Origin of the sequence: Aquiflexum balticum DSM 16537, from assembly GCF_900176595.1 — a bacterium.
In the GTDB taxonomy this organism is placed as follows: domain Bacteria; phylum Bacteroidota; class Bacteroidia; order Cytophagales; family Cyclobacteriaceae; genus Aquiflexum; species Aquiflexum balticum.
Genome location: NZ_LT838813.1, coordinates 1,532,487 through 1,554,732 on the forward strand (window position 1 = coordinate 1,532,487; position 22,246 = coordinate 1,554,732).

The window sequence follows — 22,246 nt, forward strand, 5'->3', positions numbered from 1 at the left end:
GATATCGAATATAAAGAGTTCTCTTACTCTGAATTCTTTCAAATGATGGAAGCCTCAAAGGATTCCATTTTTACCTATGAGAATGCGGTCATCACCTTTAATCCAGAAACAGATTCTGCGTTTATCAACGATTTGAACGACGGATTGGGTACCTATTCTATTCAAAAAAATGCTCCACAAAGGACGATAAAGGCTGAAATCCGATTGACTAACGTCCATTTTTTAAGTCAATTTGAAGGACAAAGTAACCTTATCTCAAATGGAGTAATACAACACATTGTTTTCGAAAAAAAAGTGAGGCTTAGGCATTGTGGTGAAATTACCTTTAACCAATGCACATTTAAAACAGGGATTGATGCAGTAGCAAATGGACCTGGACTCCAACATGCTTATAAGTCCTTTCCTGATATGGATGGGATCCAAATTTTCAATTCTACTTTTTATGATCAATCGCGATTCTTTCCGAGCTTTCTCCCAGGAGATAATATTACTACTTTAATTATTGGTCTTAGAAACAACATCTTTTACCTCAACGATAAGGAGAATGAAAGATATGGACGAAATATATTTATCTATGGGCGGGGCTCCTTCAATACCGTATTTGAGGGCAATCAACTCTACGGGAAGGGGAGAATATTTTTTACAACTCAAAATAACCAAGTGACCAGTTTTAGCAACAATCAACTGGACAGCGCGATTGCCGAGATACAAATTACAGATTTAATTGGTATCAATGAATTGGATATAACCAACAATGCATTTGGCCCCTATGTACAACTTTCTATCCAGGAGCTCAGCGCCAAATATAGAATAGGTTGGGACCAATTCGATGGCAAACTTATCAGCAATCGAGATTTTGTGGAGTATGGTAGTAGGTTTGAAAACATCACTTTTAACGATGAAAAACTGCTGGCACCTTATTACGATTCTATTCGAGTGGTAGACCAAGAGGTCTATCGAGGGGAAAATGCGATTAGAGGGATTCTCTATAATCACTACAGTGCCACGTTCGATCATGAAAACAAGAATGCGGTTTATATCGAAATCAAAAACCTGGAAACAGAAAGACTCAAATACCTTTACAATACAAATCCCACCTTCGATAACTTCTTTACTTTACAGATCAACCGCTTCTTAAAGGTCTTTTCCCTTTACGGAACGCGTCCTGCAAGAGCCATTATTTTTTCTGTTTATGTCATCCTGGCTTTTGCCTTGATCTACCTGTTTTTTCCAAACTCATGGGATAAATATGGCAAAAATCGGATTATGAATCGGTATAGATTTTTTACCAAGTATATGAATCAAGATGCCGGAATTCATGATGTGTATCTGGAAGAGCAACAGAAGGAAATGTTGGAAGCTGAAGATTTTAAAGCCTATATGCTCCAAGCAGAAAAATACATTCCCGGATTTTTCATAGCCACCGCAATGCCCCTTTATAAATGGGCCGTTTCAGGTACTCGACTTTCAGCTTTTTTGCTTAAACGCGTGGATATCATGAGAGGCACCTGGCAAGATCTTCCAACTCATAAACGCTTTTGGAAATCGGTTCTATTAATCGGGGCTTTTATCATTTCGGTGCTTTATGATTTGCTTATCAAAATCCTAAACGCCATCATGCTTTCCATTAATACCTTCACTACGCTAGGTTTTGGAGAGATTCCCATCAAGGGATTACCGCGATACCTGGCGATTATCCAGGGATTTATCGGCTGGTTTATGTTGACGATTTTCTCTGTTTCATTGATCTCTCAATTATTGAACTGATATGAAGAAGCTACTGATCCTTTTCTGTTTTCTTCCAGTAGCTCTTAGCGCTCAGGAAACTACCTATCGGTATTTCTCCTATACAGAGTTTTTTAAAATGATCGAAGAAGAAAAAGATTCAGTTTTCCGCTTCGAAAATGCCATTATCCAACCGGACCTGGAAAAGGATTCCCTTTTCATGCTGAAGCCATTCGGAATACCTGTTCGTGAAGAACTTTTGATTGTAGATAAAGAATTGATTTTAGACAATGTTCATTTTCAGAATCCCCTTTATTTTGGTCCGGGGAATTATTCACGGGGATATTTAGCTAAAATCCATTTCACCAAAAATGTAAGCATTCGTAATACCGCTGCACTACATTTCAGCAATTGTCAATTTGATGGTCCAGTCCAAATTGCAGGAACTGGATTTTTCTGTTCTTTATTGGACCAACTTGAGCAAGAGCAACAAGTCATTGACAATATCCGAATTGAAAATTCCGAGTTCCGCCAAGGTTTATCTTTATTTTTTAATTGCAACTATCAAGAATCCAAAGGAAATACATCTATCCAGCTTTCGGAGAATGTATTTTGGCCAAATGATGAGGGAAATATCACTAGGTTAAGAGGAAAAACCAGCCTTTCTGCCATAGGCCACCAATTTGGTGATTTTTTAATATATGAAAATGAGTTTAAAGAAGAGGGATTTGTTTTACTGATGACTTCTGGCAACCTGTTGGTAGTCTCCGAAAATAGGTTTGGAAACAGCCTACTAAATCTTATAACAGGAAGGCCGGAATCAAATTTCTTTCTTGATATCGAAAAAAATGAAATTTTTAAAAAGGTAATTTTTCAGCCAAGTGGATATTCACCCAATCAGATAATTGAATTTAGTCAATTTAAGGGTGGGATACGATTTGGAGAATCCTACGGTATGTTCCTTTCTGAACAATACCCAAGGGACTCTGAAATTAAAAGGCCTACCGAACTAGAACTGTATCACTCGGACAGCCTGCAAAGTTTATACGAGGAGGTTTTTCTTGTAGAAAATCCGGATGCCTATCTATCCGAAACTACAAATCTGGGAATGCTTTTTAACCACTATAAAAATCTTCATCAAACCAAGTTTGCCAATCAAATTTATATTCGGCTCAAAGACCTAGAAACCAAAAGACTGGGATTTGAATACAAAGCAGATCCTTCCTTCGACACTTTTTTCACCTGGAAGATCAACCAGTTTCTCAAGCTGTTTTCAGATTATGGCACCAAGCCCTCCAAAGCCATTGTCTTTTCAGTCTATGTGATTTTTGCATTTGCCTTAATCTATCTCCTTTTCCCAAATTCCTGGGATGCGCATGGTAAAAACCGGATCGTTGATCGTTACCGATTCTTTTTCAAATACCTCCAGAGAAATGCCGGAATTCATGAAGTCTACCTGGAAGAAAAAAAACTGGATCTCTTAGGCTATGAGGAATTCAAATCCATCATCACCAATTCTGAAAAGTCAGTTCCAAGGTTTTTTTCTGTCACTGCCCTTCCGCTCTACCAATGGGCTGTTTCAGGAACGCAAATCAGTGCTAAAATCCTGAGCAAAGTTGATATTCTAAAAGGAACTTGGGAAGATCTACCGGCTGGCCAAAAAGCTTGGAAGTCCTTTCTATTGGTTGGGGGATTCTTGATCGCTTTGGTTTATGACCTGCTGATCAAGGTCCTCAATGCACTCATGCTTTCCATCAACACCTTTACCACCTTGGGTTTTGGGGAGATTCCCATCAAGGGATTACCGCGATACTTGGCGATTATCCAGGGATTTATCGGCTGGTTTATGCTGACAATTTTTAGTGTTTCATTAATTAGCCAACTGTTGAACTGATATGAGGAAACTTATTTTCGCCCTTCTCCTGATTGCCTCCCTTCCCTGTCTTGGCCAAGACAGAACAGAAATGTCTTTTTCTCAATTATTTCAGAAAATCGACCAATCCAAGGACAGCGTCTTTAAACTCACTCACGCTAAAATCACCTTCGATCCCTTAACTGATCAAAGGTTTTCAAACTCTGATGAACCAAAAGATTCTATTTTCATCGATAAGGCAGTCGAGCTTAAGGATGTGATTTTTGAAGAACGAGCGAAAATCAATTATATCTCTTTTAAAAGACCGGTCAGCTTGGTTGAATCCGGTCCGTTCCAAATTCGAAATTGCAGTTTTGCTGAAGGGTTTTCTCTACGGAATTCGGAAAAGTTTGAACTTTTAAAAGAGAGGACAATTAGTGGTTTATGGTATAATTTATCCAATAATTTATTTCTAGGCTCTGTAGTGGTTCGACTCTTCGGAAATAACCCAAATTCTGTGAACTCTAATTTTTGTCAATTGCATTTTAACAATAATACGATTACTACTGATTTAAGGAGAATAGATTTAAATAATGCAATAGTAATGATATTCGGACATGACTTAGTACAAGTAGCTATCCGAAAGAATAAAATAGAAGCTATTAATGGAGGGGTTTATTTTGAAGCAATTGGATCTACAAGAAATGCTTTCATAACAGGCAATATCATTCGCTCAGAGGGGCTATCCATCAAAAAAAATGATGATATGAAAGAGTTTGAATTGAGGGATAACAAAATTGAAAGCCCAATATTTTTGGGTATTGACCAATTGAGATCAAATTATATTATTGACTGGAAAGACCTAAAGGAAAATTTATTCTCAGGAACCCGGTATTTATTTTTTCATCTCAATTTATACGATTCAGATACAATATGGAAAACCAATATTTATTCTGAGGAATTTGTCAACAGATACAGAAATACCCATCGAATAGAAAATGAATATGCTTTCAATGCAGAAACCTCCTTATTGGGTTCATTTCAAAACCATTACTTGGAAAATCATAATAGAGCTTCGTCAAACGCCGTTTTCGTGGCGATCAAAGATTTGGAAACACAGCGTTTGGTCTATTTATATCGAGAGGATCCAACCTTCAAAACTTACTTTACCTGGAAGGTCAATCAGTTTCTGAAAATCTTCTCTGCTTATGGAACCGAGCCCGCCCGGGCCATAATTTTCTCGGTCTATGTAATTTTGGCCTTTGCCCTGATCTACCTTTTCTTCCCCAATTCCTGGGATGCTCACGGCAAAAACCGGATTGTGGACCGCTACCGCTTCTTTTTCAAATACCTCCAAAGAAATGCAGGAATCCATGAGGTCTATCTGGAGGAAAAGCGACAAGACCTATTAGACTATGAGGAATTCAAATCCATGATCACGGATTCTGAAAAGTCTGTTCCAAGGTTTTTCGCCGCTACAGCCCTCCCTCTTTACCAATGGGCTGTTTCAGGTACGCGTCTGACGGCAAAAATCCTGAGCAAAGTTGATATTCTGAAAGGAACTTGGGAAGATTTGCCGGCCAGCCAAAAAGTCTGGAAGTCATTTCTACTGGTTGGGGGATTCTTGATCGCTTTGGTTTATGACCTGCTGATCAAGGTACTCAATGCACTTATGCTTTCCATCAACACCTTTACCACTTTAGGTTTTGGAGAGATTCCCATCAAGGGATTACCGCGATACCTGGCTATTATCCAGGGATTCATCGGCTGGTTTATGTTGACGATATTTGGTGTTTCACTGATTAGCCAACTGTTGAACTGATATGATCTCACTCTTCCGAAAAATCCGCCAGAAACTTCTTTCACAAAATAGAGTCTCTCGATACCTCGTCTATGCCTTAGGAGAAATATTCTTGGTGGTGATTGGAATTTTGATTGCCTTGCAGGTCAACAACTGGAATGAGGCCAAAAACAATGAGAAGCGTTTTACGAAAATTCTTCAAGAAATCTCTAAAGATGCACAAAGGGACTTTAATAGAGCTTTTTACATTAATAGGGCTGAATTGGAGGTAGATTCTTTGATTAATAGAGCATTGAAAGGTCAAATCTCTCGTGAAGAGTATACAGCAGACAATCTTCATCTCTTTTATATGGGATTGCAATACAGTCCTTTTGAGATGCAAAAGACCGCTTTCAAAAAATTGGAAAATTATCCAGGGATCATTCCTGAGAAATATGATTCTATTTTGACTGAGATAAATCAATACCATATAGAACTTTCAGGAAGGTATTACACGACCTATGAAAACTTTCGGGAACAGGTCAATCAAAGACATGAATACCTAGCAAGGAGCTATGAATGGTACGCCCATTTTAGACAGAGAGAAGTCACCGAGGATATGGTTGATTTTTACCTTGAAAATTACCTGTATAAAAATTGGCTTACCCGGCATTTATCCGACAACCCTGTGGGTGATCATAGCGAGCTCGAGTTTATCCAAAATCAATCTGTAAAACTGACTCTACAGATCAATAAAATACTAGGTGAGAAAGAATTCCCGGAGGATTTTAAAAATCGAATAGGAGAACCAATGCCTGAATCTGAAAAAGAATTTTTAGGAGACTATTTACTGGAAAAAGAAAGAATAGAATATTCGATCTCACTAGTCAACGGATACCTTTTTCTTTATGATTTCACTCCTTTGAAAAGGGTTGGGGAAGGAAAATATGAGGATTTATTAAAGAGATTTTCATTCACCTTTTTCAAGAATGAAGAAGGAAAATTGAGCCTTACTTATTCAGTTAAAAATGAACCTGATGAGATTGCCTTAAAAATAGAAGACTAACATGATATCTTTCTTCCGAAAAATCCGCCAAAAACTCCTTTCCCAAAATCGGGTCACCCGATACTTGGTCTATGCCTTGGGCGAGATATTCTTAGTGGTGATTGGGATTCTGATAGCGCTTCAGGTCAACAACTGGAATGAGGGCAGAAAACTGAACAAACAAAAAGCGGTTCTTTTGGAAAACCTTGAGCAGGATTTTGAAGAAAATCAGAAGCGCCTGGACTTGATTATTGGCTTTTTGAACGACCGGGAAAAGTATGCCCGTCATATCCTTGCTCTCTTGGATTCCTTACCTGAGAAATTGGACAGTATCCCAACTGTTTTTGCCCTTGAAAGAGCTGGCTTTGTCCACTACTTTAATCCTACCCAACCTACCTACGAGGAGATGAAATCCTCCGGGACTCTTAGCCTCATTTCAAACAAGGAACTCAAAAGAGTCATGTCCAGCTACCAGACTTTTTTGGAATACAGCTATCGCATAGAAGAGAAAAACAGTGACTTGATCCAATCTTTTGCAGACCGAATTTTGCGATACATGGACCCGGATTTCGGTACGGTAAACATTACTGATAATGAATCCAAGGCTTATGCTGGAGTACATTTTGATCTGAAGGCCATGTCAAATGACACTGAAATTCACTATCTTCTCAACCTTATTGTCCACAAAAGTATTGTGGAAGCCGGATACAAAGACCGAATATTTAGACCCAGGCTTAAATATATCCTCGAATTGATCAAAGAAGAAAAGAAAATTGCATCGAATGAATAAAGAAAACACACATACCAAACTTTTAAAAAAGAGGTTCCTTGTAGGTTTAACCACGCTTTTTCTTCTTGGATCAACATTTTCTTCACAAGCCCAAAATTTCATTTTTAACAACATCACTTCCGACGATGGTTTGCCGAGCACTTCGGTTACGGATGTCACTCAAGACACCTATGGTTTTATTTACTTGGGTACCTGGGATGGAGTGTATCAATTTGATGGGAAAAGCTATAGAAAGATTTACTATGAGGGTCGGTACGTAGAGGCAGATGACAAAGGAGGAGTCTGGATCGAAGCCCAAGAAGGTAACTTAGTTTATTACGATTCTAATCGGGACAGTTTAACTTTTTACTTGAATGTTGATTCCCGAAGGCGTTATATCCAGGTCCTTATAGGAAAAGAAGGTGAAGTTTTGGCTGCCACCTCCAAGGGGATCATGAGGCTAGACCCGGAAAGTCAAAAATTTGTACTCGAACCGGGTCAGGAAAAAGGAAGTGTCTGGGAACTCAATCAGGGCGAAAATGGAAGGATCAATTTTCTTTTTGCCGCAAAAAACGAAGGTTTTATCAAGATGGGAACTAGAGGTCCCAATGGAGAATTTAGCTATGAACAATTTCCTAAAGATGAAAATACTAAGGGGAAGGTGTCCTTTGCTGCTTCTTATCCCACTATCATTCTTCCCTATGGTAAATCAGGGACTGTGCTTCTAAATCTTAACGGATTAGCTATTCGGGAATCCAATACTGGTCCTTGGACATTTAAAAAAGTCACAGAGCCTGAAATACTTAAAGAAAAGGGCTTTGAAAACGATGCCTCCTACTTACTTCTGGATCAATTTCTCTGGCTCAATCAACGAAATGCAATCACTAGGATTAATGTTGAAACAGGAGAATCCCTAACCATCCATTCCGGTGCCAATACACAAAAAGAATTGCTCCCAATGTCCAGCGGTTATGGTTGTAGATTATTTCTGGATCAACAGGGAGTGCTTTGGATCCCCAAATTTGCCTATGGCATCAGTCTTTTAAATACCTACCAATCAGATTTTGGCCTTTTACGGGACGAAAAAGGAGAGGTGATCCCGGATATTCTTTCTTCTTATGAATTGTCAGATGGGTCATTTTGGGTAGGCCTGCGGATTTCATTCGATAGGTCTTTGATTCAGTTCTCTTCCGATAGAAAAACAATCCTTCACCGAGTGGGAGATACTCGGACTGACTTAGCTGAGAGAGCAAGTATTATACGTTTTCCTGGAAAATCTATCGGAACGGAACTCACTCACCCTTATCCATGGGATATTACCCAGACCGCTGATTCGGTACTTTGGGTGGGAACGGGTTCTCCTGAAGCCGGAAGCGGAGGACTAAACCGAATAGATCCAAAAACCGGGCTGATTACACGATATCGAAATGACCCTGAAGACACAACCTCATTAGGCCAAAACTGGGTATTAGGGATTCTTAAAGATCCCAGAGACAAGCTATGGATCAATCATACCGGTGGAGTGGATTTTTTTGATCCGCAAACTGAGACTTTTGAACACGTTGTAAAAGATACCTCTCGTTCAGGTTTTAGGGGAGTTTTGATTGATTCCAGAGATAATATCTTAATAGAGGAAGGAGTGCGAAATTCCTGGCTATTGCTCGATTCCAAAACCAAAGCCATTGTCAAAAAGGGTAAATTATTCGGTCAGGGTTTGGGGGTTATTTTAGCATATCCTTACTTAGACCAAAAAAGTCGAATTTGGATAGCTTCGGTTAATGGGTTTGGATTTGCCAGTGAGGATTATGATGGGCTAAAATTTTGGCTGACCTATGAAGAATTTGGCTATCCGGATTTGGAAATCAAGGCATTTAGCAATGACGATCAGGGCAACGTATATTTTGCCAGTTCAGAGGGTATTTTCCAATACAATCCCGAGACAGGCAAGACTGTCCGGTTTGGCTCAGAACGAGGCCTTCAATCCAATCTTTTTAATACAAAACTGAATAATCGGGGACCTTCAGGAAAAATTTACTTTTCCGTAAACGGAGGGATGAATGTATTTGATCCCAAGGAACTCAAAACCAATCCATACCCTCCCCAAGTCCTAATTAGAGGTATAACTTTGGACGGTAAAAGCTACCAAACCTATTTGGACTCGGCGGACAAAAAACCAAATCATACTATTTCCTCGCTCATTATTCCTCCGGGGATTACCACCCTGAATATCAATTTTGCCACCATTCACTTTGGGGGAAATGGAAAAAACAATGCCCAATACCGACTTCTCAACTTTGATGATACCTGGCAGGATGCCGGAATCAGTGGAAATGCTGTTTTTACCAATCTACCGGCCGGGGATTGTACTCTCGAAATAAAATCCGTCAATTTGGATGGAATCTGGAATGAAATTCCTCTTCAGATTTCGATAATTGTATTGCCTCCATGGTATCAAACCTGGTGGGCCTATTTGCTTTACTTTGGCTTATTTGTACTTCTGGCTTATGTATTTATTCAGGAGCAAAGAAGAAGAGCTGCACAAAAAGAAAGAGAACTGGCAAAGGACAGGGAATTAGCCCAAGCCAAGGAAATCGAGAAAGCCTATTCTGAACTGAAATCCACCCAGGCCCAACTGATCCAGTCCGAGAAAATGGCATCTCTTGGAGAGTTGACTGCTGGGATAGCACATGAGATCCAAAACCCGCTGAATTTTGTGAACAATTTTTCGGAAGTGAGTGCGGAGCTTTTGGATGAAGTTAAAGAGACAAGAACCAAGAAACAAGAAACAAGACCAAGGACAGAGGAAGACGAAATAGAGGATGAGATTCTGGAGGATATTAAGAAAAACTTGGAAAAGATCAATCATCATGGGAAGCGGGCGGATGCGATAGTGAAGGGGATGTTGGAGCATAGCCGGACCGGTTCGGGGGAGAAAGAACTGACCGACATCAATTATCTGGCAAGCGAGTATTTGAACCTGGCTTACCAAAGCTTCAAATCCAAAAATGAAGGGGTCGATATAAAGCTTATCACAGAGCTTGATCCAACAATACCCAAAATAGAATTGGTCCGAGCCGATATCGGAAAGGTCTTGTTGAATATTCTCAACAATGCTTTTTATGCTGTAGGGACAAGGCATGTAGGGACAGTACATGCCCTGTCCCTAGAGCCAATGGTCATCGTTACCACCTCCCCCCTTGAGGGGGGCAGGGGGGTAGAGATTTCTATAAAAGACAACGGCCCCGGCATACCCTCCTCCATCAAAGACAAAATATTCCAACCTTTTTTCACTACTAAACCCACCGGACAAGGCACAGGATTAGGATTATCCTTATCTTATGATATTGTAAAGGCACATGGGGGGGAAATAAGGGTGGAAAGCCAAATAGGAAGTGGAACAGTATTCACCATTAATTTGCCTTTGACTTAACTTGATAGGGGACTTGCCCTTACTGATAATTTAATTGATTATTTAAAGAAAAAATAAATCCATGGAAACAAACCACAGCTTTTATCGACACAGCAAGGTATCGGTAATTTTACCTCTTTTGTTTTTTATCCTCCATATCTCCTTCACATTGCAAGCACAAGTCAATGCCTCCAAAGGAGTTCCCAGCTACACCAATTATGTTATTGGGGATGATAATATTGCGGGACAACAAGTCTGGAATGTCAATCAGAACAAGTATGGGTTTCTCTTTGTCGGCACAAGCTCAGGTTTACAGAAATTTGATGGAAAAAACTGGGAGTTACTTGCCTCACCTACCACCGAATATAATACCAATGTCAGGGCCACTTTGCTTGCCTCGGACAGCACTTTTTATTTCGGTTCTTTGGGTGACTTTGGAATTGTAACTTCTGATTCTACCGGCAAGGCTGTAGAAAGATCACTTTTATCGGGGTTTCCTGCTGATATGGTTTTCAATGACATTTGGTCAATCAGGGAGAGTAAAGGGAAAATTTATTTTCAGGCAAGGGAAGCAATTTTCATTTACACCCCAAGAACCGAAAATCAGACAAGCAGCATCAAAATTTGGAAACCGGATACAGAGTTCATGTATGGGTTTAGCCTGAATGGGACTTATTATACCCATCAAATGAATCTCGGATTATTTAGAGAAAAGGATGGAAATTTAGAGTTAGTCCCCAAAAGCGAATTTTTAGGTGAAGAAAGGGTGCAGGTTTTGTTACCCTATCAAAATCCGGATGAATTCTTAGTTGGCGCATTTTCCGGAGGGCTATTTCATTATAATGGGCAGGATTTCATTCCCTTTTATACTGAAGTAGACTCTCTCCTTCAGGAAAGAAGTTTGTACAAAGCCTTGGCACTTCCAGACGATACCTATGCATTGAGCGTATTGGGCCACGGTTTTTTTATTATTGATCAGGGGGGTAAAATCAAGTCCCACTTTAATACAAAAAATTCGATTACAGACCAAAGTGTCTACGCATTTCACTTGGACAACACTTACAATTTATGGGTGGGTACAAATAGTGGACTTTCGAAAATTGAAATTTTCTCGCCAATAACCAGATTCAATTCTAAGGAACATGAAATAGGAAGTCCATTATCTCTTAAGGCCAATGACAATAATTTATACATCGGCACCTCTACCAATGTCCTGTACATCGATAAGTCGGATGGGATAGTCAAAAAAGTAGAGGGTATCCCCAATACTCAAGTATTTGGGCTTGCCGCAGACAACAATCAGTTGCTGGGCACCGGAGTGGGGATTTTAGAAATCAAAGGAGCAAAAGCAACCATGGTCAAAGGCACAGAAAGCTTCCAGACCTTACAGGTGGTGATTTCTGAATTCCATCCCGGTTATGTTTTTATCAGCGGTGGATTTGGCATACAGGTTTTCAAACGGGAGCTTGCCAGTAATGGGGAGTATGAATACGAAAACATCGGCCCTATTTCAGGGGTAAAGCGCTCTGTTTATAGCTTAGCAGAAAACAAAGAGGGCGAATTATGGGGCGGTACCCAAGCGGGGATCCTTTTTCGAATAGTTTTTGCAAAAACAGCTTCCGGTAATCTTGATGTGCCCAATGCCAGGGTGGAAGAGTTTAAAGAAAAAGACGGAATCAGAGGTTTGTCAGGCTTAGCAGTAGGCCCCATTGAAGGAAAGGTCTACACTTCCGGTATAGATGGCTTTTATTTTTTCGATTCAAGTACACAGGAATTTGAGCGCGACCCCGTATTTAGTTTTTCTGACGAAATCGCCAATATCAACTTGGATACCTATGGATTAGGAGTGGCGGAAACCGGCAATGTTTATTTGGATTTTAAGGGAGAAAAGCGATTGGCTACCCGTCATGCAGATGGCACCTTCATACTGCAATCCTACCCATTCAACTTAATCAATTCCAGCAGAGTAGCATCTGCATATACAGAACCGAGTGGGGTAATCTGGTTTGGTACCGATGAGGGATTAATAAGGCTTGACCCGAACAAAGACTATAAAATAGATCATCCTGTTCCAGTGTATTTCAACTCCATTGTGGCCGGAGAAAAAAGCCTGGCACCAAAGGAGTATTTAGCTGGGTCAATTCCGAAAATTGCATTTAAAGGTAATGGGATCCGTTTTGATTATTCGGCTCCATATTTTATCAGGGAAAACCAGATTAGATACCAGACCTTCTTGGAGGGTTTGGATGAGGACTGGAGTAACTGGGAAGACAAGGTGTACCGGGAGTTTTCCAATCTTCCTTGGGGGACTTACACCTTCCGGGTAAGGGCAAAAAACACCTTTGGTACTGTCTCAGAGGAAATTGACTATACCTTTGAAATCTCACCTCCTTGGTATGCCACTTGGTGGGCCTATCTCTTATACTTCCTTAGCTTTGGTCTGATCGTATACGGAGTGGTAAAGTTTCAAACGGGTCGCATACTTGCCAAAGAACGTGAGCGCAATCTAGAGCGGGAAGTGGTTCAGGCCAAAGAGATTGAAAAAGCCTATAATAAATTGAAAGCCACTCAGTCCCAATTGATACAGTCGGAGAAAATGGCTTCCCTTGGCGAACTCACCGCCGGCATCGCCCATGAGATTCAGAACCCCTTGAATTTTGTCAATAACTTCTCCGAAGTCAGTGAGGAACTCATTGATGAAATGAAGGAGGAGATGGAAAAAGGGAATATGGTTATGGTCCTGGAAATATCCAATGACCTAAAGGAAAACCTCTCCAAGATCAAACACCACGGAAAACGGGCGGATGCGATCGTGAAAGGTATGTTGGAGCATAGTAGAAGCAATGCAAGCGATAAAAAACCGACAAATCTCAACGCCCTTGCAGATGAATTTTTGCGCCTGAGCTATCATGGGCTGCGGGCCAAAGACAAAAGTTTCTCTGCTGACTTCGAAACCGATTTGGATCCAAATCTACCCCTCGTAAACGTGGTAGCCCAAGATATAGGGCGCGTCATTTTGAATTTGATCAACAATGCGTTTTACGCCTGTGCTGAGCTGAGCCGAAAGTCCTCCGAGAATGGTGCATCAAGCTACAAACCCAAAGTCACTGTCCAAACCCGTTTGGTTGAACTTGCAGGCAGTCTTGGTGGAGTGGAGATTTGTGTAAAAGACAATGGTGGGGGTATCCCAAAGTCCATTAAGGATAAAATCTTCCAACCATTCTTTACCACCAAGCCTACGGGTAGCGGTACCGGGCTAGGCCTTAGTCTGAGTTATGACATTGTCAAGTCCCACGGTGGCGATTTTAGGGTCAAAAGTAACGAAGGTGAAGGGACAGAAATGATTATCTTTTTACCTATCGAAAATTAGTTTCAATGGCAACTATAACCCAGAGAATAACCGAAGCAAAAAAAATTTACAAAATCTATTGGGATAGCTACACCAAGGGAGACTTGGAAACCTTTGCTTCCACTTGGCTTAGAGAGACTGAAGAAGGGAAAGGAAGTGAGTTTATTTTTCAAATACCAATCAATACCGACAACAGATGAAAGTAACTCCAGCGCTAAAAAAAGAATTGGCTCAATGGCTTGAAACCTATTGGACCACCTATCTCAAAGGTGATATTGAAACCTGGGCCACTTTTCTTCGGGATGATTATCGAAATATTGGAGGCACCAAGGAGGAGATATGGAATAGCAAGCAGGAAATCATTGATTATACCAATAGCATCTTGAGTCAGATGCTGGGAACAGTTGAAATCCGCAACCAGGAGGTTGAGTTGATTCCATATGGAGAATACATGATGGTGCATGAATTTACCGATATTTATGTAAAAGCCGAGGGTGAATGGATACTCTATAGCCCATTTCGAATGTCATCTCTTCTGGAGAAAACAGATACCGGCTGGATTGCCATACATCAACATGGCTCCTACCCCGACATGAAAGCGATGGTAGGCGAGGCTTTTTCAATGGATGCTGTAAAGGCAGAAAATGCAAAGCTGCTGGAAATGGTAAAAAGCAGGACTCTTCAATTGGAGATCGAAGCGGCTCTTGAGCGTGTGCGTGCAGTAGCCATGGGTATGAAAAAACCGGAGGATATGCTGGATGTATGCCAAGCAATTTCGGAGCAGTTACAGCAATTTGGGGTAGAAAAAATCCGAAATGTTCAGACTGCGATCATAGACGAAAACATCGGCCAATACCTCTGTTACCAGTATTTCACTCCTTATGACAAAACCACCATTGAAAAAACAGAATACCTCAAAAGTCCGGTAGAGCATGGTATGGTCAGGCAGATGCTGGCCTCACGGGACGGGTATTTCATCGGTAGACTCAGTGGCAAAGACCTTGAAGATTTTAGGATTCACCGAAAAGAAGAAAACCATTTTCCCGATCCATTTTTGGATAAAGCCGCCGAATTGGACTATTGCTTTTTGTCCATTGGAGAAGGCGGACTTGGTCTGACCTTATACAAAACAATGGCTGAGGATGTATTGACTTTGTTTAAGCGTTTTCATCAGGTTTTTTCCTTGGCTTACCAGCGTTTTCGGGATATTCAAAAAGCAGAGAAACAAGCCCGCGAAGCCCAGATTGAAGCTGCACTGGAAAGGGTCAGGGCTCAGACTATGGCCATGCACAACAGCGAGGACGTGGGGAAATGTGTTGTCAAAATGTTCAGTGAACTCACCGCCTTGGGGGTGGATGAAGGTACCCGCTTTGGGATCGGCATCCTGAACCATGACAACGAAAACAATCAGCTTTGGACGGCCCGCAAAGATGGGGCGGAAGTCAACATGCATATCGGCAACATCAATATGGCCTCGCACCCTTTGCTGAAAAGTGCCCGTCAAGCTTGGAAAGAGCAGATTCCCCTCCACAAGTATGTGTTAGAAGGAGCAGATTTGCTGAATTACTACCAAATGCTCAATAATGCCCCTGACTACAAAATTCAGATACCGATAGAAAAATTACCCAAAAAAGAAATCCAACACTGTTTCATCTTCGAGCATGGATTTTTTTATGCTTTCACTCCCCGTGAATTCCAATCCGAATTAATTCATATTACCAAACGGTTCAGTTCTCTTTTTGAACAAACCTATAGAAGGTATCTGGATTTGGTAAAAGCAGAGGCGCAAGCCCGCGAAGCGCAGGTTGAAGCGGCACTGGAAAGAGTGAGAAGCAGAACCATGGCCATGCACCATACCGAAGAACTCAAAGAGGTCATCCAGGTAGTATTCGATCAATTTGTGGGATTGAAAATCCATGTAGACCATGCAGGATTTATTCTGGACTACAAGGAGCGGGAGGATATGCATATCTGGCTGGCAGACCACCAACAAGGTGTGCCCACTGAGATCAGCATTCCCTATTTTGATTCGCCGCATTGGAACAGTTACCTCGAGGCCAAAGCCAAGCAGGAATCTTTCTTTGCCAACCTGCTTCCCTTTGAAGTAAAAAACAAATTCTACCAGGATCTTTTCGAGTTGATTCCGGAATTGACGGAAGAAGCACAGCAAGCCATTTTCAGCAAACCGGCACTTGCCATCTCCACCGTTTTGCTGGACAATGTGGGCTTGTATATAGAACATTATTCAATGACTCCCTATACAGCCGAAGAGAATAAGATTCTGATGCGCTTTGGAAAAGTATTTCAACAGACCTACACCCGCTTTCTCGATTTGCAAAAAGCGGAAGAACAAGCAAGGGAAGCACAGATAGAAGCAGGTCTGGAAAGAGTCAGAGCAAGGGCGATGGCCATGCACAAAAGTGATGAGTTGGGACAGGCTGCAGAAGTACTTTATAAGGAGCTTCGTATACTTGGATTATCTGATTTTATCAATTGTGGATATGTTGAAATAGACGAACAAAATCAGTGTCAGTACGGTTGGATGACGAATTCCAAAGGCCAGTCAATGGAAAGATTTTATCTGCCCTTGATTGGAGAACCTATTTTGCAAAAGCGGTATAACGCATGGAAACGCAAGGTGCCGGTCTTTTGCCAAGTTGTCGAAGGGAAGGAACTAAAGGACCATCTTTCATTCGTTAATCCACAACTTGGTTCCCAAGAAGTTCGCGAACACGTTAAAAAGAACTTTCCCAGCCCTACCATTTTTTACAGTGGGAATTTTTCCGACGGTTATCTCAGTTTTATCACAGGAACTCCAATTGGTTCCGATGGTGAATTACTTTTGAATAAATTTACAAGGGTTTTTGAGATGACCTACAAACGCTTCCTTGACCTTCGAAAAGCAGAAGCACAGGCTAGGGAATCACAGATCGAAGCAGGGTTGGAGCGAGTGCGATCCAGAACTATGGCCATGCAGAAAAGTGAGGAACTAGCTGAAGTTTCAATCAATTTGTTTGAACAGGTTGAAAAACTTGGCATTAAGACCTGGTCAACCGGTTTTAATGTTTGGTTGGAAGGTGATACATCCTACATTGACTGGGTAGTCAATAGTGCAAGCAGAAAATTTATAGAACCCTACAAAGTTGATCTTAGCGTGCATCCTTCCTTCATGGAGATAAGTCGCGCTAAAAAACAAGGAGATGATTTTTTTGTACATGAAACTGAAGGTGAAACGTTAGAGGAACTTTATCGCCTTCTTTCCCAGATGGCGAAAACTCAATTTCAGGATATTGTTAAAGCAGGTTTTCAACTGCCAGAACATCAAATTAATCACTATGTATTTGGTTCTAAGGTGAGCCTGATGTTTATAACTTTCGATCCTTGTCCTGAAGCCCATGATATTTTCAAACGCTTCGGAAAAGTCTTCGAACAAACCTATACCCGATTTTTGGATCTTCAAAGAGCAGAAGCACAGGCAAGGGAAGCACAGATAGAAGCGGCACTGGAAAAAGTCCGTTCCCGGTCCTTGGCCATGCATAAAAGTGATGAGCTAAAAGAAGTGGTCTCTGTTCTTTTCGAAAAATTAAAAGACCTGCAAATCCCATTTACTGCCGTTGGCATCGCCACAAACATTGAAGGCTCAAAAGATTTAAATGCTTTTGTCTGCGGTCAAAATGAAGCCGGCCTGGTCATCACTAATTATCGTCTTCCTTACTTTGATAATCCGGTACCGAAAGATTTGTACAGCGCCATTGAAAAGCAATTGGATTATTTTGTGGGGCATTATTCAAAAGAAGAAAAAGATTCCTTCTATGAGTATGTAATTGAACACACGGATGAATTCAGGCATTTGCCCGAGGATATCAAGCGCATGATATTCGATAGCACCAACTATACCATTTCCATGGTCTCGGTTAAGAATGCAGTTTTTAATGTCAATGATTTTGAAGGGAAGGTTTTAGCTGAAAGTGAAATCGACATCATCAAGCGATTTGCTAGAGTTTTTGACCAGGCTTATATCCGCTTCCTTGATCTCCAGAAAGCTGAAGCACAAGCGAGGGAAGCACAGATTGAAGCGGGATTGGAACGGGTACGTTCCAAAAGTTTGGCGATGCATAAAACTGCTGAATTACAAAGTGTGATCCATACAGTTCATCAGGAGTTGCTTAATCTGAACATATCCATTTCCGGCGGATCTTTTATTGTCATCAACAGTGAAATTGATAATGAAATCCAATGTTGGGGTTCGGGCGGAACTGCTGACACTTCGGATAGGGTCCATATCCCCCACTTTGAAAAACCATTCTATACTCATCTATTAAACGGGATAAAAAACGGTCCTAATTTTTTTACCGAGGAATACACCCAAGAAGAGAAAATAGAATTTTTCACCTTTTTATTTCACCACGAGCCTTGGTCAAAACTGAGTGCCAAAGAGAAAAAAAATACGCTATCAGCACCGGGCGGATATACCCGCTCTTGTGCAGTAGCTAAGCATACAAGTATTTTTATAATCAACCACTTTGGAGAAAAATTTTCTGAAGCTGAAAATGCTATTCTCAAACGTTTCGGTAAAGTCTTTGAGCAATCTTACACCCGCTTTCTTGACCTCCAAAAAGCCGAAGCACAGGCAAGGGAAGCAGAAATTCAGTTGGCCTTGGAAAGGGTTCGTGCCCGTACAATGGCCATGCAAAAAAGCGACGAGTTGAGAGAAACTATCGGAATTATTTTCGAGCAATTGGTAAAACTAGGGTTCGATGTAAGACAATGCTCGGTCAGCCTCATAGACCATGAAAAAAGAGAAATAGAGTCTTTCCAATCAGCAGAAGTACTGTCTGTTCTTCCTCAAAGTATCAAAACGCCATTTATCGAAGGCCCTTTATTTGATAAATTGGTAAAAGGAGGGATTTTTAATAAAAGTGGCTACACAGTAAACATTCTGGAAGGTGAAGATAAGGTAGCATTTGACGACTATATCTTTCAATACACTCCTTTTCAGTTTGCACCGGAAGAGGTGGCTGCCTTCATGCGAAGCGTCAAGAAGCTGATAATCTGTAGAGCACATATGAGCTTCGGTTTTGTTGAAATAGTGACCAATGACGAACCCATTTCATCAGAGGAAGCCGACATACTGCAGCGATTAAGTCAGGTATTTGAACAAACCTATATTCGTTTCCTTGATCTGCAAAAAGCAGAAGCACAGGCAAGGGAAGCTCAGATTGAGGCAGCTTTGGAAAGAGTGAGAAGTAGAAGTATGGCCATGCGCAAAAGTGAGGAACTGGCGGATCTTTCCCTTGAGTTGGTAAAGCAAGTTCAGGCTTTAGGGGTTGCAACCTGGTTTTGTGCATTTAATATTTACATGGAAGACGGAAGTGGCTCTTTGGAATGGGGCAGCAATGGCGAAGGCACGTTTCCAAGGTACGTTACTCCGCGGGAGGGAATATTTCTCCGCTATTACGAGGCTGGTCAGCAAGGTGAATCCTTACTTGTAAATGAAATTGGAGCCAATGAATGCCCCGCTCACTATGATTATTTGTGCAGCTTACCAGGGGTCGGCGATCAGCTCCTTAAAATGAAAGAAGCTGGCATTCCCTTTCCAACGGCTCAAATTGATCATGTAGCCTATTTCAAATATGGTTATCTACTTTTCATAACCTATGAGCCCACGCCGGAATCCCATGATATTTTCAAACGCTTTGCCAAAGTTTTCGAACAAACCTACACCCGCTTCCTCGATCTCCAAAAAGCAGAATCCCAGGCAAGGGAGGCTAAAGTCGAAGCCGCTCTCGAAAAAGTGCGCTCCCGAACAATGGGTATGCAGAGTAGTGATGAATTGCAGGAAGTCGCCAATATTATGTTTCTGGAAATCCAGACGCTGAATATCCCTGCCTGGAGCTGTGGCTATAATATTCTTTCAGCAGATAAAAAAGTTGCCACCAACTTCATGAGTAATGAGGGAACCATTCAAAAACCATTTGACCTCCCATTGACCAAAGAGAATTCTTTACTTGAATTTTATCATTTTCTTCAAAGTGAAGAATCCTTTTTTACCCAAGAACTGGAGGGAAAAGCCCTTGAAAGCCATTATAATTTCATGAAATCCCTCCCGGAATTAACGCCAGTATTTAACGGTCTCGAAGAAGCTGGAATTGCTTTACCAACCTACCAAATAAATCATCTCTGTAAGTTCACCCATGGATATCTCCTCTTTATCACTTATAAGCCAGTCCAGGATGCCCATGATATTTTCAAACGTTTTACCAAGGTCTTTGATCAAACCTACACTCGTTTCCTAGATCTGCAAAAAGCGGAAAAACAAGCCAGAGAAGCCCAGATCGAAAATGCGCTGGAGAAAGTGCGCTCCCGGTCTTTGGCTATGCAGAGCCCTGATGAACTGATTGAGGTCGCGCAACTGCTTCGCGAAGAAATGGGCGCATTGGGCGTAGAGGAATTGGAGACCAGTTCCATCTACATACAGGATGAAAGCAGCGGATTGACCCAATGTTGGTTTACCATTAAGAATCCGGATAACCCTGGCAAAGCGATAACAGACCAGATGACTATTGATCTTCAGGATACCTGGGTGGGCCGAAAGATGGATGAATTTTACCGGTCCAAAGGAAAACAAACTTCCATCCTGATGCAGGGTGAGGGAAGGATAGAATGGATCCGCTATTGTGAAAAAAAATCCGACCTGTTTGGGACCAGTAATTTCTATGGAGAAACTATTCCTGATCGTACCTATCATTTGTACAAATTTTCCAATGGATACATCGGTGCCGCTGCCCCCGGAGAGATTTCCTCAGAAAGTTGGGAACTTTTAAAAAGAGCCACGACAGTATTTTCCTTTGCCTATACCCGTTTCAGGGATTTGCAAATGGCCCAAGCCAGCGCCCGAACCGCCATGCGACAGGCTTCTTTGGACCGTGTTCGCGCTGACATTTCATCCATGCGCAATGCTGATGACCTGGACAGAATCACGCCGCTGATTTTCAAAGAGCTGACAGTACTGGGTGTTCCATTTATCCGTTGTGGGGTTTTTATTATCCAGGAAAAACAAAAAATAGTCGAAGCCTACCTTTCCTCACCTGAAGGCAACTCTCTTGGCGTTTTACGGCTTCCCTACAAGGCCAGCGAACTCACCTATCAGACGGTGGAGGCCTGGCGAAAGGGAGAGGTGTATAAGCAGCATTGGAATAAGGAAGATTTTATCCAATGGATCAACCAACTGATGAAAGAGGATCAGATTCAGGATGGCAGTACTTATCAGGGTACCGCAGCACCTCCCGAATCTCTTGATTTGCATTTTGTCCCTTTTGCGCAGGGTATGCTTTATGTTGGTGCAGTCTGTCCCTTGGATGAAAAGGAATTGGAATTGGTACAGACATTGGCCAAGGCCTTTTCTATTGCCTATGCCCGATTTGAGGATTTTGTCAAGCTCGAGCAGGCCAAAGCCGAAGTGGAATCCGCCATGAGCGAACTCAAAGCCACCCAATCCCAACTCGTCCAACAGGAAAAACTCGCCTCTCTCGGTCAGCTGACGGCAGGTATCGCCCACGAGATCAAGAATCCGCTGAATTTTGTCAATAATTTTTCGGAGGTGTCGATAGAGATGATTGAAGAAATACAAGAGGAAAGAAGCAAGAGCCAAGAAACAAGAGACGAGACCTTGGTGGATGAAATCCTGGAGGATATCAAGTCCAATCTGCAAAAAGTCCATCAACATGGTTCACGTGCCAATGGTATTGTGACTTCCATGCTGCAACATTCAAGAGGTGGATCAGGGAAGAAAGAACCTACTGACCTCAATGCCCTGATCAAGGAATATGTCAATCTCAGCTTTCATGGGATGAGAGCAGGAAAGAATCCGATCAATGTGGAGATTGTCTTGGATCTGGATCCTGATTTGGGCATGGTGTCCCTGATCAAGGAGGACTTCACGAGGGTGGTGATCAATTTGTGTAATAATGCATTTGATGCGATGCGGGAGAAAGTGTTGAAGACGGAAGACGGAAGACGGAAGACAGAAGATGGAGCAGTGGTTGATGGAAAGTATCTGCCAAAATTAAAGGTGACCACAATGCTTGAGAATGGTCGGGTTCGGTTATTACTTGAGGACAATGGACCGGGGATTCCGGATGAGATCAGGGACAAAATCCTGCAGCCGTTCTTCACCACCAAAAAAGGAACCGAGGGAACGGGTCTCGGGCTAAGCATTACTCATGATATAATAAAGGCCCATGGTGGGGAATTAAAAGTGGAAACCAAAATAGGTGAAGGCACCACATTTATCATTGATTTAGAAAAAAAGGCATAG

General features: G+C 41.6%; 9 protein-coding genes. All 9 read left to right on the forward strand.

Annotated features, from left to right (window positions below; all coding sequences use genetic code 11):
* The first annotated feature begins 42 nt into the window (after nucleotides 1–42).
* On the forward strand, nucleotides 43–1,767 hold the full coding sequence (locus tag B9A52_RS06745; RefSeq protein WP_172805175.1) for a potassium channel family protein: 1,725 nt from the start codon (nucleotides 43–45) through the stop codon (nucleotides 1,765–1,767).
* A gap of 1 nt (nucleotide 1,768) precedes the next feature.
* Nucleotides 1,769–3,619: a potassium channel family protein gene (locus B9A52_RS06750; RefSeq protein ID WP_084119580.1), complete on the forward strand. Its 1,851-nt coding sequence runs from the start codon at nucleotides 1,769–1,771 to the stop codon at nucleotides 3,617–3,619.
* 1 nt (nucleotide 3,620) lies between these two features.
* A complete protein-coding gene (locus tag B9A52_RS06755; RefSeq protein ID WP_084119581.1) occupies nucleotides 3,621–5,399 on the forward strand; it encodes a potassium channel family protein in 1,779 nt (592 codons plus the stop codon).
* 1 nt (nucleotide 5,400) lies between these two features.
* A complete protein-coding gene (locus B9A52_RS06760) occupies nucleotides 5,401–6,423 on the forward strand; it encodes a DUF6090 family protein (protein WP_084119582.1) in 1,023 nt (340 codons plus the stop codon).
* Between the two features lies 1 nt (nucleotide 6,424).
* A complete protein-coding gene (locus B9A52_RS06765; RefSeq protein ID WP_084119583.1) occupies nucleotides 6,425–7,192 on the forward strand; it encodes a DUF6090 family protein in 768 nt (255 codons plus the stop codon).
* Nucleotides 7,185–10,601 (forward strand): sensor histidine kinase, encoded by a 3,417-nt coding sequence (locus B9A52_RS06770; protein ID WP_084119584.1) that lies wholly within the window; start codon nucleotides 7,185–7,187, stop codon nucleotides 10,599–10,601. The genes B9A52_RS06765 and B9A52_RS06770 overlap by 8 nt, the downstream gene beginning before the upstream one ends.
* 61 nt (nucleotides 10,602–10,662) lie before the next feature.
* The gene (locus B9A52_RS06775) at nucleotides 10,663–13,950 is read left to right on the forward strand and encodes an ATP-binding protein (RefSeq protein ID WP_084119585.1); all 3,288 of its coding nucleotides are present in this window, start codon (nucleotides 10,663–10,665) and stop codon (nucleotides 13,948–13,950) included.
* Between the two features lie 5 nt (nucleotides 13,951–13,955).
* Nucleotides 13,956–14,129 (forward strand): hypothetical protein, encoded by a 174-nt coding sequence (locus B9A52_RS25460; protein WP_157370092.1) that lies wholly within the window; start codon nucleotides 13,956–13,958, stop codon nucleotides 14,127–14,129.
* Nucleotides 14,126–22,246 (forward strand): ATP-binding protein, encoded by an 8,121-nt coding sequence (locus B9A52_RS06780; RefSeq protein ID WP_084119586.1) that lies wholly within the window; start codon nucleotides 14,126–14,128, stop codon nucleotides 22,244–22,246. The genes B9A52_RS25460 and B9A52_RS06780 overlap by 4 nt, the downstream gene beginning before the upstream one ends.

Excerpts from the sequence above, each read along its gene's own strand:
- B9A52_RS06780 (WP_084119586.1), top strand. The coding sequence starts at position 14,126 with ATGAAAGTAACTCCAGCGCTAAAAAAAGAATTGGCTCAATGGCTTGAA.
- B9A52_RS06770 (WP_084119584.1), top strand. The coding sequence starts at position 7,185 with ATGAATAAAGAAAACACACATACCAAACTTTTAAAAAAGAGGTTCCTT.
- B9A52_RS06765 (WP_084119583.1), top strand. The coding sequence starts at position 6,425 with ATGATATCTTTCTTCCGAAAAATCCGCCAAAAACTCCTTTCCCAAAAT.
- B9A52_RS06745 (WP_172805175.1), top strand. The coding sequence starts at position 43 with ATGATGGAAGCCTCAAAGGATTCCATTTTTACCTATGAGAATGCGGTC.
- B9A52_RS25460 (WP_157370092.1), top strand. The coding sequence starts at position 13,956 with ATGGCAACTATAACCCAGAGAATAACCGAAGCAAAAAAAATTTACAAA.
- B9A52_RS06760 (WP_084119582.1), top strand. The coding sequence starts at position 5,401 with ATGATCTCACTCTTCCGAAAAATCCGCCAGAAACTTCTTTCACAAAAT.
- B9A52_RS06755 (WP_084119581.1), top strand. The coding sequence starts at position 3,621 with ATGAGGAAACTTATTTTCGCCCTTCTCCTGATTGCCTCCCTTCCCTGT.
- B9A52_RS06775 (WP_084119585.1), top strand. The coding sequence starts at position 10,663 with ATGGAAACAAACCACAGCTTTTATCGACACAGCAAGGTATCGGTAATT.
- B9A52_RS06750 (WP_084119580.1), top strand. The coding sequence starts at position 1,769 with ATGAAGAAGCTACTGATCCTTTTCTGTTTTCTTCCAGTAGCTCTTAGC.